Below are 14,094 nucleotides of genomic sequence, written 5' to 3' on the forward strand. Positions count from 1 at the left end.
ATCCATGTCTACAGAACGTCAGTTACAGGAACAGAAACAAGAGAATCAAGAGATCGTTGAGGCGATCCTTGCTGATGGTTCTGAGCCAGATGCTGAGTACACTATCGAACACCATTTCTCAGCGACCAATTTTGATCGTCTTGAAAAAGCTGCTGTTGAAGCGTTTAAAATGGGTTTTGAAGTTAATGATGCCGAAGAGATGGAACTGGATGATGGTTCGGTGATCTTCTGTTTTGATGCTATCGCCTATCACAAATTAGAAGTCGAGTTGCTCGATAAAGCCTGTGAAGATCTTATTAACCTAGCCGCTAAGCAAAAAGTTGATTATGACGGTTGGGGGACTTACTTTATTGGTGATGAAGTCGACGAAGATGACGACGAGTTTGATGAAGACGAAGCTCGTTTCCATTAATCATTAATATCGCGCTAAATCAGAGTGAGTGAGCAATATTGCTTACGTACAAAAAAACCTTAGCATGACTCGATGCTAAGGTTTTTTAGTGATTAGAGATATAAAACGGGTTGATTATCGGCAGGTTATCGCAACTTGCTTAATATAATACCAATTAGTATTACTCTTTAAACGTCACACAACAGTTTCGGCCTGCTTGTTTAGCTTGATAGAGCGCGTTGTCTGTATTGGCTAACCACTTTGCACTGTTTTCCAGTTTTGTGCCAATATCACAGATCCCAATACTTACGGTAACGCTAATTTTAACGCTCTCGTAACGCATTTCTGAAGCGGCTATTTTTTCTCGTAAGCGCTCGGCGAAATTGAGGGCGTGTTCTGCATTGGTGTTAGATAAGACCACTGCAAACTCCTCGCCGCCATAACGACCCGCACAGTCTGTTTCACGGAGTGACTGCTTTAGAATATGCGACACATGTTGTATTACCTTATCACCAGCTAAATGGCCATAGGTGTCGTTGATCCGCTTAAAGTTATCGATATCAATCATGACTAAAGTTGTTGGTTCACCATAACGAGTGTGGCGATCAAACTCACGTTGCATGCACATTTGCCAATGTCTGCGATTATTCAGTTGCGTAAGACCATCGGTTTGACTCAGGTGCTCTAATCGTTCATTCGCGGCTTTGAGTTGTAAGCGGTTGATGGCGACGTCGGTTACATCATAGATAATCATGCTGATATGGGTTATCTGACCCGTAAGCGAAGAGAGCGGCAGTAGGGTGACATTTTGGTACATAAAGTCTGCACGGCCTGTAATTGGGCGGTAATTACCAAATTTAAATACAAATGGCCTCTGCTCCCAACTGATGAAGGCTCGGTTTTTCAATAGGAAAACCGATTCCATTTTCTGTTTTAACCAAGTCGCAGGAAGGTAATCAAACTTATCAAACAGGTTGGCACCTTTAATGGAATTAGGAGAGATTCCACTGTGGTTCTCCATAAAGCCATTCCAGAGCTGGATATCATAATTACGATCTAATACCACCAAGCCGACCTCTATGGTTTGTACCATATCGATAAGCCAGTGTAGTTCGTTCATTGCGCTTTGATCATATGCCATGTATGAGTCCAACTTAATCTAACAGATAACCGAGCTTGAAGTTGAGCGTCGGTAATGATTCTTCGGTAAATAGCAGTAGCAGATCACACTGAATATCATGACCTTCGATGCGATAGTTAATCTCCATCGCTAGCGTTCTTGCCCACTTTTCGGAGTTATCGTGAATAAGATCGTTAACGGTACAATGTCGACCAAGCACCACGGGGTGACTTTGGCTGAACTTCATATGTAATTGCTCTGAGATACCACTAAGAAATGCGCCGATCAACACATTACCTGTATCGATCATCACCTCTATTTCAGTATTGGTATCTTCAGGATTAGCTAATCCCATGAGCTTTGCCATATCTTGAAATGAGGAATCATGGAAGAGTAGTAAGGCTTCTCCCGCAACCCCTGCACCGATAAAGCCTTGGCACAACGCAGAAACTGTGCCGTACTGCTCCGTCGCTTTGAGTGTCATGGTGAGCTCGCTAACTTCGAGTACATTGACATTTGGGATCGGAAGAAGTACGAACACATCGAGTAATTTTGCTAACAGATCTGCAGCACGCCCCATCGCAACATTAGCGACCTCTTGGCATGCATCCCTTAAATCGACTTCGAGCATAGGATTATCGTTAGCGTTCTCACCAAGGGCGATGGTTAATATTCCATATTCCTGCAATATATTGCTGATGGCATCCGCACTAACCGGCTTTTGAATAAAATCGAGGGCACCAAGAGCCTTAACCCGCTCATGAGCTTTTATTTGGATATCGCCAGACACCACAATGACTAGCGCTGGAAGATCTTCTTTTTGGATGGTTTCGAGTACCTCATACCCATCCATTACTGGCATATTGAGGTCTAAAAAAACCACTTCACCTTTGCCCGCTCTAATGGCTTCGATACCTTCGGCGCCATTATTTGCAAAGGTGATCTCCACATCCCACTCTTTTGGAAGTGTCCGTGCCATCTGCTTTCTAGCGAGTGCAGAATCATCACATATTAGTACTGGGATCGACATTCTATATATAACATCCTAATCTGCCCTTCTATTGAAGATAACACTAATTGGTGAATTTCGGGTGAAACACATTCATTTTGGGCTGTTTTTTGTTGAGTCGTCTGAGAAAGCCTAATATTTCCGAGCTTTCAGGGCAGGGTATATCAGACCATGCTAATCATGGTTTTATTTAAGAATTACAGTGAATCTTCCTTCTGCACTTTCGAGTAACTGTAAAAAAATATGACAAATTATGCTTCGCTACCATAACTATCAGATCGAGCCTAATAGGTAAAATTCGAGCGACACATTTTTGACCCCAGTCAAAAAATCGTTGGATGTTATATGTTTTAGGTAAAAATTACAAATGTGTTAACATTCTTATTTCTGGACAGACCAGTGGTTTTGAGGAGTAAAGGAATGCGACATCCATGTGTTAATTTGACTGTCGAATCAGGAATTGCCATTGTCGAGTTGAATCGCCCTGATAAATATAATGCTTTAAATTACCAGCTTTTTACTTCTATTCGTAAGGTTCAGCGCCGCCTCGCTCAAGATAAGTCTATTCGTTGCGTTATCTTAACGGGCAGTGGCGGAAACTTTTGTTCTGGGCTCGATGTCAGTAGCGTGATGCGCTCTCCTATGCAGGCAGTAAAATTATTGTTCAAGTGGTTGCCTGGTAACGCCAATCTTGCCCAGCAAGTTTCTGTTGGGTGGCGACGCTTACCTGTGCCCGTTATCTGTGTGCTAGAGGGGATCTGCTATGGCGGCGGGATGCAAATTGCTTTAGGGGCTGATGTGCGTATTGCCAGTCCTGATTGCCGCCTATCAATTATGGAAGCAAGGTGGGGACTCGTTCCCGATATGGCTGGGCTTGTTGGGTTAAGGGAGCTAGTTGGTAAAGATGTTGCGTTGTTATTAACCATGACAGCTGAGGTTATTGAGGCAACGCAGGCACAGAGTTATGGTTTAGTCACAGAGGTATGTGAGCAACCACGCGAGCGCGCTAATCGTTTAGCTCAGCAGTTATCGAAAACCTCTCCCGATGCTAATGCTGCAATAAAGTCGAGTATTAACAAGAATTGGCGAGCGAGTGAGCGTAGTTTATTATGCCGTGAAAGCCTATATCAGATCCGTTTATTACTAGGCAAGAATCGGATTATTGCTGCCCTTCGTCAAACTAAGGACCCTGAGCGTGCCTATCAACAGCGTCAGTCATGGTGGTAAATGCTGACGAAAACGGAGTTGTCGCAATTTGAAGGTGAGCTAGTTCACACTCTATTTATTTGCTTGAGACCTTAAGTCGTCGGACGGCTAGGATCTTCCACCAATATCATTATTAGGAACTCATCGATGCGAGAGTTGTTTGAACGTTTTTTATGGAGCAGTCGCTTATCGGTAATGTTCGGCGTTTTTGCCTGTGTCATTGCCGCTTTTGTTGTGTTTATCATGGGGATCAAAGATGTGGTGCATATGATTGCGCTGCTTTGGGACTATTTGATGACAGGCAGTTATGATGTCCGCAACTCGTTAGTGATGGTGGTCGTCGAAATTTTAGATACTTTTCTGCTTGGTTCTGTACTACTTATTTTTGCGTTTGGTTTGTATGAGCTATTTATCAGTAATCTACAGGCGGCAGAAGATAGCGTTGCAGGCGGTAAAATTCTAGTCATCAGCAGTATCGATTCGCTTAAAAGTAAACTCGGAAAAGTGATCTTGATGATGTTAATTATCAAGGTGTTTTCTTACTTTACCGAGATGAAGCCTGCTTCTATGTTGGAACTGCTCTACATGGGGATCATTGTTGTTCTCGTCGCACTGGCATTGATGCTCAGCAAAGATAAGAAGTGATATTGAGGCTATGCCTAAGGATATGCTTTATTGATCCTTCTGGCGAAGCCGTCAATTAATACCAAGGTATTTTGCCACGCATTAGGTTGATCTAAGTTGAGCGCTAGGCGTTGCTGTTCATATCGTAGAGGCTGGTTGAGCGGTGACAATGTTTGTCGCTCACTGGCTGTGGTTAGCGACTGGGCAGGTCCGTCTGGCGACTGGATATCTAACACCGGAATATCCAGTTCGCTGAGTAATTTAGCTAACTGTTGGTTTTCGTCAGGATGATCTAAATAGGGGTTGATGATCACTAGCATATCAGGTTTAGGCAGGGTGCCAGCATTGAGCTGTGATATGACTAAGCCTGCTCCTCTATCTGAGGCGATTAAAAGTCGCTTACCTGGGTAAGGCTGACCTAAGCTATCGAGTTGATTCATGGTTTGAATTAACTGGTTATTCTGTGCTTCTCTGACCTTCTGCCATTGTGTTTCGCTGTATTTGGGCAGGGCTTTATTGGCCTTTAATTCAAGCTGCTTCTCGCCTGGTTTGCTGACCTCCTCTGCATCGGTAGTATGATTGATTTCAGGTGCGCCAGATGGTGCTTCTAGACTGATACTTGCCCAACCCCTATCGTTGATATGTCTTCTAAGGTAGCCAATGAGGCCGGTTGGATCGGCATGGGTATCAAAATCAGCTATTAATATTGCAGCGCCATATTGAAAGTGTCCACGCCAAGAACGAACTAATGCATAGTTTGATTGATCGCCTACGGTTAGAGTTGCAACCTCGCTTTGTGGGAGGTAATCGTAAGTGGGTGTTGTAGTAGCACCATAGGCAGGAGAGAGACAGAACAAAAGCGTCAGTGCAGCAAGGTAAAGTGCGAGTCGTTTCATTAAAGGCTTAAAGCAGATTGTTATTGGCTGAGTATAATGGGTTTTGTCTCAAGGCTGTAAAAATTTTAAGGAGATAAAAAAATGCAGGAGCGATTAACCCCTGCATTTTTTAATTATCTCTATGCCGTAAAAAACTAGGCGTGACTGACCAAGACCAGACGCACTGCATCGAGTTGGAGTAGGCAACCATCTAAATAGGTATTGAGTTCATTCATTTGCGAACGCAAGTGCTCTAACTCTTCATCACGAATGTTAGGGTTAACAGCTTTAAGTGCTTCTAAGCGCTCAAGTTCAGCGGTCAATTGGGTTGTCATCTTGGATCTTGCGCTTTCTCTGAGTAACTCAAGTTCAGTTTCTGCGAAGGTTTCTGCTTTAGCAAACAGCGGGTGCAGAATCGTTTGCGAGGCATTCACTAGCTTGCTGGCGATATGGCGATTAACCGCACTGAGTTGCTTATCGAAACTTTCGTAGCTGACGTTATCAGACAGATTGTTGCCATTCTTATCCAATAAGATCCGCACGGGGGTTGGTGGCATATAACGATAAAGCTGGCTCGATTTTGGTGCAGACGCATCAGCCATATAGATGAGCTCTAAGAAGATGGTACCTGCTGGCAGTGCCTTATTCTTCAAGATAGCAACACTAGTCGTGCCAGTTTCCGACGAGGTGATCAAATCAAGGCCCGTTTGAACCAATGGGTGTTCCTGAGTGATCAACGCGATATCATCACGAGACAGTGCCATCTCACGGTTAAAAGTGACCGTGATGCCATCTTCGGGTAAGCCTGGATAGGTAGGGAACATCATATGCTCACTGGGATGCAATACGATGGCATTTTCACCGCTATCTTCCTGCTCGACACCTATGATGTCCCACAGGCGAATTACCGAGCCGATAAGCTGAGTATCTTCATCCCGCGCAGCTAAACTCTCTACCAATTTATTGGCTCTGTCACCGCCATGCGAGTTGATCTCAAGTAACTTATCACGACCTTGCTCCATCGCCTTTTTCAAGGCTTTATAACGAGTTTGAGTATGATTGAGTAGCTGGGTAAATTGGTCTTCGTCTTGATAAACCAATTGAGTCAACAGCTCCTCAGAAAACTCGCTAAACAGAATATGACCAATAGGGCAGGTTTGCTCGAATGCATTTAGCCCTTTATGGTACCAATGCATTAGGTTTTCCTGAGCTGTATTCTCAAGATAAGGTAGATGAATTTCTACATCGTTTGCTTGACCGATGCGATCGAGACGGCCAATACGCTGCTCTAATAGATCGGGGTTCAGCGGCAGATCGAACAGTACCAAATGGCTGGCAAACTGGAAGTTACGTCCCTCTGAGCCAATTTCGCTACAGATAAGTGCCTGAGCACCACCGGTTTCTTGAGCAAAGTAAGCTCCCGCCTTATCACGCTCGATAATCGACATACCTTCGTGGAATACCGTAGCTTGAATACCTTCACGAGTACGCAATGCCTCTTCAAGGCTGAGGGCGGTTTCTGCTTGGCTGGCAATGATCAGCACTTTCTTGCTGCGGTGGCTCTTCAAAAAGTCGATTAACCAATCGACTCGCGGATCGAATTTCCACCAACTGGCGCTATCGCTTTCAAATGCTTGATACAGCTTCTCAGGGCTTAATGCCTGTTTTACTTTGGTTTTAATGTCAGTGCTGCCGCCCATCATGGCCGATACCTTGGCCGCAGTCACATATTGTGCTGGCATGGTTTGAGGATGTGCGTTGAAAATACGGGTCGGGAACCCTTTTACCGAGGCGCGGCTATTACGATAAAGCACTCGGCCTGTACCATGACGATCTAATAGTTCTTGCAGTAATTCATCGCGAGCGTCATTACGCAGATCGATATCGACGCTGTCATCTTCAATAAGGCGTAGGGTCGGGGTGATATCTTTTTCACTGAGCAGTTCTGTTAGGCTCGCAACAGCATCATCTGGAAGCTTAGCTCCGCAGGCGAGTGCATCGGCAGCGATAGCGACCTCTTTGTAGCTCGCCTCCTCTTTAAGGAAGGCCTGGTAATCGTAAAAACGATCGGGATCTAGCAGACGCAGACGGGCAAAGTGACTCTGGTGGCCAAGCTGATCTGGGGTGGCCGTCAGTAATAATACCCCAGGTACCACTTCACTTAAGGCTTCAACCACACGATAAGCGCGGCTTGGCGCCTCTTCGGTCCATTCAAGGTGATGAGCCTCATCGACAACCATTAGATCCCAGTCAGCTTCTAACGCTTGGTCTAAGCGCTTCTTTTTACGTAGCAGTTCGAGTGAGCAGATAATCAATTGCTCAGTATAGAAAGGGTTGTCGTGATCGGCGTAAGCTTCGACACATCTATCTTCATCAAATACCGAGAAGCGCAGATTAAAGCGGCGTAGCATTTCCACTAACCATTGATGGCGCAGAGTGTCTGGCACAATGACGAGAATACGTTCGGCGCGGCCAGTTAGCAGTTGTTGATGGATAATCAAACCCGCTTCGATGGTTTTTCCAAGGCCCACTTCATCGGCAAGTAGTACCCTTGGTGCATATCGTTGACCCACTTCATGAGCAATCCACTGCTGATGTGGAATTAAGCCGACACGAGGTCCCTGCAACCCAAGTAGATCTGAGGTGGCTAATTTGTGGCGTAACAGTTGGCTTTGGTAACGGACACCGAATCTGTCGAGACGATCGATTTGGCCTGCAAATAGGCGGTCTTGGGGCTTATTAAAACGAATATTGTGGTTAAGCAAGGTTTCTCTTAGGCTGGTTTGCTCACCCGTTTCGGCGTGCACACCGTGATAGATAATCAAGCCATTTTTTTCTTCCAGTTCGCTAACCGTCAAACTCCACCCTTCGTGACTCTCAATGGTATCGCCAGGATTGTAAATTACGCGTGTTAATGGCGCATCGTTGCGCGAAAACATGCGGTTCTCATCGGTTGCCGGAAACATCACAGTGACCATACGGTCTTCTAATCCAACAACAGTACCTAAACCAAGCTCTGATTCGGTATCACTAATCCAACGTTGACCTAAGGAAAAGGGCATTACAAATTCTCATCTACAGGGTGAATCACGGAAGGGCGCGTATGTTATCCAATCGAGGCTATGATGTCGAACACAAATGCCTCGTTACCGCTCTGTTTAAAAGCCTAATTGCTAACCCTATAGATTACAAATCCATCAATCGAATTTTGATGTGGCGGGTTTGTCATCCTAATGTCATCGATCGCTTTCAGTCTCTGATCGATAGTCTGCTCATTTTGGGACTTTAATTTTCGATTGAAGCTCATCGGCTTTGGTGTCAGTATGGATTTGAAAGTGGTTATTATTTCAAGCCGATTATACTGACTAGAAGGAGAGTGTTGATTATCGAAGTGCTAGCTTAACGACAATTTATCCCTACGCACAAGTGGAGGCGCCATGGAACAAAACGACAAGAAGTTGTTTGTACTGGATACCAATGTGTTACTGCATGAACCTTTAGCTATCTATTCATTTAAAGAGCATGATGTAGTTGTCCCCATGACCGTTCTGGAAGAATTAGACCAGATCAAAGATAGAAAACGAGATGTTAGCCGAGATGCTCGAGTCGCGATTAGAGCGCTAGAAGATATCCTCGGTGGGCAGACGACCCCAGAACAGATTGTCAATGGGGTGGATTTACCTAAACGTGAAGGTCACGGCGACGCCGTTGGTACTCTGTCTATTTTCCCCGATCATCAATTGGAGTTCACTCAAGCATCGCTTCCCGGCGATAACAACGATAACCGTATTATCAACACTGCATTACATCTGCAAAATCTGCATCATCCCCGCAAAGTTGTTTTGGTCACTAAAGATATTAATATGCGTCTGAAGGCAAAAGGAGCGGGTATCTCCTTTGTCGAAGATTATCGCACTGACCAGTTAATCGATGATATTCGCTTTTTAACGAAAGGCTTTCACCAATTCGACGGCGACTTCTGGGAACGCAAAGAGCATGTGACCACAGAGAGTCAGGGGCGTCATACTGTGCACACAGTGCCGCTTGCTGAAGTAGGAGAGGAGAACTTTTACACCAACCAATACCTCATCGACGAAGAGTCTAATTTCTGTGGGCGAGTCCTGAGCAATAACGACAAGGATTTAGAGATCCTTGATCTCGGTCGAGAGCGCTTGCTGCACTTAGATGCATGGGGAATTAAACCTAAAAATATCTATCAGGGCATGGCGTTACAGGCGCTGCTCGATCCTGATATCGATCTGGTGATACTCACTGGGCCTGCCGGTTGTGGTAAGACACTACTGGCGATGGCCGCAGCGTTAGAGATGGTGGTGGAACGCGGCTTATACGACAAGGTAATCGTGACGCGAAACACCCCTGAAATCGCCGAATCTATTGGTTTCCTACCAGGAACCGAAGAGGAGAAAATGGCGCCTTGGCTGGCGGCAATTACCGATACCTTAGAAGTTCTTCATAAAAATGATGTTAACCCAAGTGGCAGTATGAACTACATCATGGATAAGGCCAATATCCAGTTTAAATCGATTAATTTCATGCGCGGTCGTTCGATCCAAAACTCTGTGGTATTGCTCGATGAGTGTCAAAACCTAACCGCTTCACAAATTAAAACCATGATCACCCGAATGGGCGAGGGCACCAAACTGATCTGCAGCGGTAACTTAGCGCAGATTGATTCTAACTATCTGACTGCGGTCACCTCGGGATTAACCTATATAGTGGAACGTTTCAAAAACTTTGAAGGTAGTGCCAATGTTTATCTCAATGGCGTAGTGCGCTCACGTTTAGCCGAATTTGCGGAGGAGAATTTGTGATCTTCAAAGGGACTCTGTAGGCAGCTGCCACTGTCGGGCTATTGGGTGAAGCAACACACATTTACAGGCAAAGCTCAATAGACCCGAGTGTTAAAGACTCCATCGATTGGGGTCTTTTTGCGTTGTAGTGCTCACAAATTATTTAAGTTTTACTCTAGCCCATTGTAGTTTGTATTCCAAAGCACTTGGTTCCTGATACTATATGAGGAATATGTTGTGCCATGATATGGATTCATTATGGCAGGCACTTGTTCTTAAAGGTAATGAATGAAATCGACAGAGCCGGACTTACAACTTAAGTCACCGATCCAAAAAAACTATAACCGTGCCGTGTTTTACACCTATATCGGTGTAATTATTATGGCTCTGTTGACTGCTTGGGTCTTTTTTGAACGGCAGAAAACCCAGATGATGTCCCAACGCGAAGAGTTGGTTGAGCGCCATGTATTGCAAATCGATTTATTACTCGAGTCGAGTATTCGAGCGGTAAAAAGCTTACGCAATGTGGCGGTGGATCACTTAAAGTTGGGCGAACTGGTGCGTACCGAGCGCTTGCCCCAATATGAAAAATTTAACGAAAGCGGGCAGTTTTTTACCTTAGAACCTAGTTATGCCACTAGTGGTAAACCATTTACCAATATGGGACGAATTACGGGCGCAGGCTCTCTCAATGGCCGCAGTGATAAGTTTTACCAAGAACTTGAAATGCTATTTGAGTTATCTCTCTCTTTCCCTGTTGCTACCGAAGCTGCCCCCAAAGCCTCATCCATCTATTACATCTCTAAACACCGAATGATGTCCTATTATCCTTGGCCATCGGACGAGCAGCGCTTTAGAGAAGAGCTACTTAATAAAAATCAGTTCCAACTCGCGACGCCAGCGATGAATCCTCAGCGCAGCGTGTTTTGGAGTCCGGCCTATGTCGAACCGACCGCTAAAGGGTTACTAACCACCCTAGGTGTGCCCATCTACCTTGAAGATGAATTTATCGGTTCGATTAACTTAGATATGACCCTGTCATCGCTTGCTAAGCAGATCCGCCTCTATTTCAAAATGCCTGGCACAGTGATTTTGCTCGATCAGCAAAACAACATTTTGTCCGACAGTGACATTGATACCGCTGATATCAGCCGGGTTTATCATATCAGCCAGAAGATCCCCTCGGCGTTGCACTCAGTGCCCGAGTCAGAGTTGTTTGATGCCCACGAAGGGATCATGCGTAACGGCTACTATATTCACTCAGTGGCACTGCAAAATGCCCCGTGGCGTTTGCTCTATTTGCAAGATGAAAATGAGCTATTTAAAGACTCGTGGGAAAAATTAGAGTTAACCTTCTTGCTGGTGGTGATAGCGCTATCTGTGTTGGTGACCATAGTACATTGGCAGACGCGGCGTTCGTTTGTAAATCCGGCATCACGTTTACTTTCTCACCTTGAGGGGTGTTCACAGGAGCCTCGTAAGCCACCAGAGAAGATCACTAAAGGATGGGAGCCTTGGTTCCAGTTGGTTAGCCGTATTTTTGAGGAGAACCAGCAATATACTCGTCACCTTGCAGAGCAAAACCGCCGCCTCGATAAGCTGGTGGCTCGTCGCACCGAGCGACTAAAAGAGACCACTGAGCGACGGGAGCGGGAATATGCCCTGCTACGTTCACTGCTCGATTCCATTCCTGAGGCGATTCTTTTTAAAGATAAAGAGGGTAAATACTTAGGTTGTAATAAGTCTGCCGAACGTATGCTGGGTTTCACCGAGAGTGAGATGATTGGTCAAGATTCTTTGTCAATGACGACCAATGAGCAATCTATCCGCATTCGCGCCGAAGATGAACGTGTATTGTCTGAACGCACGCCACTGCGATATCAAGAGAAAGTGGAACTTGCTGGAAAACCTGTACTGCTCGATACCCTCAAAATTCCGTTTTACAACCGTCGCGGTGAACTATTAGGTTTGATTGCCGTATGGCGTGATGTGACCCGTGAATATGAATCTGCCGAGCAGCTACGTCTTTCTGAAGAGCGTTATCATCTCGCGATGGATGCGGTAGAAGATGGCCTATGGGATTGGTATTTAGATTCGGAACAGATCATCTGTAACCCTGCCTACTACTCTATGCTGGGCTATAAGACCAATGAGTTCCCAGCGTTAGTTTCGACTATCGATGAGCTTATTCATCCCGATGATCGTATCCGCGTGGAAGAGTATCGTGAGCAGTATTTAGCCGATCCAGTTGGCGCCTACGAAATCGAATTTAGGATGCGTGGCAAGAACGGCCTCTATCACTGGGTGCTTAGTCGTGGTCGAGTGGTCGAGTTCACTGATGACAACCAGCCTAAACGTATGTTGGGTACTCACAAGGATATTACCCGTCATAAGAGTAACGAAGTCGCGCTGTTAGAAGCCAAGCAGGATGCGGAATCGGCTAACCTGTATAAGAGTGAATTTTTGGCGAATATGAGCCACGAGATCCGCACGCCAATGAACGCCATTATTGGTATGTTGCAGTTAGCTAGTCGGACATCGCTTACTGCGCAGCAGGCTGACTATCTCGATAAAGCGGGATTCTCAGCGCAATCATTACTGCGAATTATCAATGATATTCTCGATTTCTCTAAGATTGAGGCTGGTAAGCTTGAACTCGAACGGGTTGCCTTCCCGCTCGACAAAGTGCTGGATCATGCGCTCGATCTTAATGCGCTCAAAGCCCAAGAGAAAGGGGTCGAGCTACTGCTATATGCACCAGTCACTGCGGGATTGATCCTCGAAGGCGATCCGCTACGTCTAGGGCAAGTGTTAATCAATATGCTCAGTAATGCGGTCAAGTTTACTCAGCATGGTGAGATTGAACTGGGCTGCGAAGATGTGGGTGAGCGTGATCATCGAATTACTTTGAAATTCTGGGTTCGTGATACCGGTATTGGTATTAGCAAAGAGCAACAAGAGAGCCTGTTTGATGCGTTCGCTCAAGCTGACGGTTCCACCACCCGTAAATATGGGGGAACAGGGCTGGGCTTGTCTATTAGTAAGCATCTGGTCTCCATGATGGGCGGTACGATGCAGGTTGAGAGTGAGCTCGGTGTTGGTAGTACCTTTAGCTTTACGATTAGCTTTGAAATTGCTGAAGAAGCCGAAGTGAAGAAACTGGTGGTTCCTGAAGTTCTAGGGGAACTGAGAACCTTAGTCGTGGACGATAATCCTACCGCGTTACAGATCTATTCCAGTGCGATGCGAGATTTTCACTTCGATGTTGAAACGGCCGCGAGTGGCGCCGAGGCGTTATACAAACTGGGTCGTCGCTCTGTTGATCTGCTCTTGTTAGACTGGATGATGCCTGAAATGGATGGCATTGAAGTGATTAAAGAGCTGGATATGATGGTAGCCGATGGCCGTCTAGATAAACGCCCCGTGATCATCATGATGACCGCCTACGCATCTGAGCCGCTTAAAGATGATTTAGATGATCTTGATATCTATGCCATGTTACAAAAGCCCTTTAAAGCCTCGGCATTGTTCGATGAGATCATCTCCGCCTTTGTGGATAAACCTAAGCTTAATCCTGCCCTTGAATTGGCCAAGGAGCCAGCCAAAGAGCGTGACAGTCAAGTGTCAGGTTTAATCCTATTGGTTGAGGATAATTTTATTAACCAGCAAGTTGCGACAGAGCTACTGAAAAGTGCGGGTTACGAAGTTGATGTGGCTGAAAACGGTCAAGTGGCGTTAACTATGGTTGATAAGGGAGACTATGACGCGGTATTGATGGATATTCAAATGCCAGTGATGGACGGTTTAACCGCAACAAAAGAGCTGCGTAAGCGTTATTCTCAACAGCAATTACCTGTGATCGCTATGACAGCCCATGCAATGTCGGGTGACAAAGAAAAGAGTTTGGCGGCTGGCATGAATGCTCATATTACTAAGCCGATAGTATTAAATGAGTTGTTCGATACCCTTAGCCATTGGATTAACCAAAGTCGTTGATCTTGACTCAGTTGATAAAAAGGGAGCATTCGCTCCCTTTTTATTTAGCCATTATTTGCACT

Annotated in this window: 10 protein-coding genes; 6 read left to right on the top strand and 4 right to left on the bottom strand. The window is 45.5% G+C overall.

The features are described from left to right. Positions 1-4 precede the first annotated feature (4 nt). The gene (gene rraB / locus K0I62_RS02375) at positions 5-412 is read left to right on the top strand and encodes a ribonuclease E inhibitor RraB (RefSeq protein ID WP_220069955.1); all 408 of its coding nucleotides are present in this window, start codon (positions 5-7) and stop codon (positions 410-412) included. Between the two features lie 160 nt (positions 413-572). Here the strand turns inward: rraB and K0I62_RS02380 are convergent, their stop codons facing one another. Together K0I62_RS02380 and K0I62_RS02385 are read right to left on the bottom strand one after the other, a co-directional pair. Further along, positions 573-1,532: a GGDEF domain-containing protein gene (locus tag K0I62_RS02380; protein WP_220069956.1), complete on the bottom strand. Its 960-nt coding sequence runs from the start codon at positions 1,530-1,532 to the stop codon at positions 573-575. A gap of 13 nt (positions 1,533-1,545) precedes the next feature. After that, positions 1,546-2,541, bottom strand: a complete 996-nt coding sequence (locus K0I62_RS02385; RefSeq protein WP_220069957.1) for a response regulator — start codon at positions 2,539-2,541, stop codon at positions 1,546-1,548. 399 nt (positions 2,542-2,940) lie between these two features. Here K0I62_RS02385 and K0I62_RS02390 point away from each other — a divergent pair, with 399 nt between their 5' ends. Both K0I62_RS02390 and K0I62_RS02395 read left to right on the top strand, forming a co-directional pair. Then, complete coding sequence (locus tag K0I62_RS02390; RefSeq protein WP_220069958.1) at positions 2,941-3,747, top strand: crotonase/enoyl-CoA hydratase family protein; 807 nt, start codon at positions 2,941-2,943, stop codon at positions 3,745-3,747. A gap of 126 nt (positions 3,748-3,873) precedes the next feature. Next, positions 3,874-4,371, top strand: coding sequence for a YqhA family protein (locus K0I62_RS02395; RefSeq protein WP_220069959.1), 498 nt, complete (start codon positions 3,874-3,876; stop codon positions 4,369-4,371). 14 nt (positions 4,372-4,385) lie between these two features. Here K0I62_RS02395 and K0I62_RS02400 read toward each other — a convergent pair whose 3' ends face one another. Both K0I62_RS02400 and rapA read right to left on the bottom strand, forming a co-directional pair. After that, positions 4,386-5,246: a DUF3530 family protein gene (locus K0I62_RS02400; protein ID WP_220069960.1), complete on the bottom strand. Its 861-nt coding sequence runs from the start codon at positions 5,244-5,246 to the stop codon at positions 4,386-4,388. Between the two features lie 134 nt (positions 5,247-5,380). After that, positions 5,381-8,287 (bottom strand): RNA polymerase-associated protein RapA, encoded by a 2,907-nt coding sequence (gene rapA, locus K0I62_RS02405; protein WP_220069961.1) that lies wholly within the window; start codon positions 8,285-8,287, stop codon positions 5,381-5,383. Positions 8,288-8,328: 41 nt separating this feature from the next. On the opposite strand from rapA, the gene K0I62_RS02410 reads away from it, so the two are divergent. The 3 genes from K0I62_RS02410 to K0I62_RS02420 all read left to right on the top strand — a co-directional run bounded on the left by K0I62_RS02410 (position 8,329) and on the right by K0I62_RS02420 (position 14,032). Continuing rightward, positions 8,329-8,514, top strand: coding sequence for a hypothetical protein (locus K0I62_RS02410; protein WP_220069962.1), 186 nt, complete (start codon positions 8,329-8,331; stop codon positions 8,512-8,514). Between the two features lie 148 nt (positions 8,515-8,662). Beyond that, positions 8,663-10,057 (top strand): PhoH family protein, encoded by a 1,395-nt coding sequence (locus K0I62_RS02415; RefSeq protein WP_220069963.1) that lies wholly within the window; start codon positions 8,663-8,665, stop codon positions 10,055-10,057. Positions 10,058-10,324: 267 nt separating this feature from the next. Continuing rightward, a complete protein-coding gene (locus K0I62_RS02420; protein ID WP_220069964.1) occupies positions 10,325-14,032 on the top strand; it encodes a response regulator in 3,708 nt (1,235 codons plus the stop codon). The last annotated feature ends 62 nt before the right edge of the window (positions 14,033-14,094 follow it).

This window comes from Shewanella psychrotolerans (genome assembly GCF_019457595.1).
GTDB classification, from domain to species: Bacteria; Pseudomonadota; Gammaproteobacteria; order Enterobacterales; family Shewanellaceae; genus Shewanella; species Shewanella psychrotolerans.

Excerpts from the sequence above, each read along its gene's own strand:
- rraB (WP_220069955.1), top strand. The coding sequence starts at position 5 with ATGTCTACAGAACGTCAGTTACAGGAACAGAAACAAGAGAATCAAGAG.
- K0I62_RS02390 (WP_220069958.1), top strand. The coding sequence starts at position 2,941 with ATGCGACATCCATGTGTTAATTTGACTGTCGAATCAGGAATTGCCATT.
- K0I62_RS02380 (WP_220069956.1), bottom strand. The coding sequence starts at position 1,532 with ATGGCATATGATCAAAGCGCAATGAACGAACTACACTGGCTTATCGAT.
- rapA (WP_220069961.1), bottom strand. The coding sequence starts at position 8,287 with ATGCCCTTTTCCTTAGGTCAACGTTGGATTAGTGATACCGAATCAGAG.
- K0I62_RS02385 (WP_220069957.1), bottom strand. The coding sequence starts at position 2,541 with ATGTCGATCCCAGTACTAATATGTGATGATTCTGCACTCGCTAGAAAG.
- K0I62_RS02420 (WP_220069964.1), top strand. The coding sequence starts at position 10,325 with ATGAAATCGACAGAGCCGGACTTACAACTTAAGTCACCGATCCAAAAA.
- K0I62_RS02410 (WP_220069962.1), top strand. The coding sequence starts at position 8,329 with ATGTTATCCAATCGAGGCTATGATGTCGAACACAAATGCCTCGTTACC.
- K0I62_RS02395 (WP_220069959.1), top strand. The coding sequence starts at position 3,874 with ATGCGAGAGTTGTTTGAACGTTTTTTATGGAGCAGTCGCTTATCGGTA.
- K0I62_RS02400 (WP_220069960.1), bottom strand. The coding sequence starts at position 5,246 with ATGAAACGACTCGCACTTTACCTTGCTGCACTGACGCTTTTGTTCTGT.
- K0I62_RS02415 (WP_220069963.1), top strand. The coding sequence starts at position 8,663 with ATGGAACAAAACGACAAGAAGTTGTTTGTACTGGATACCAATGTGTTA.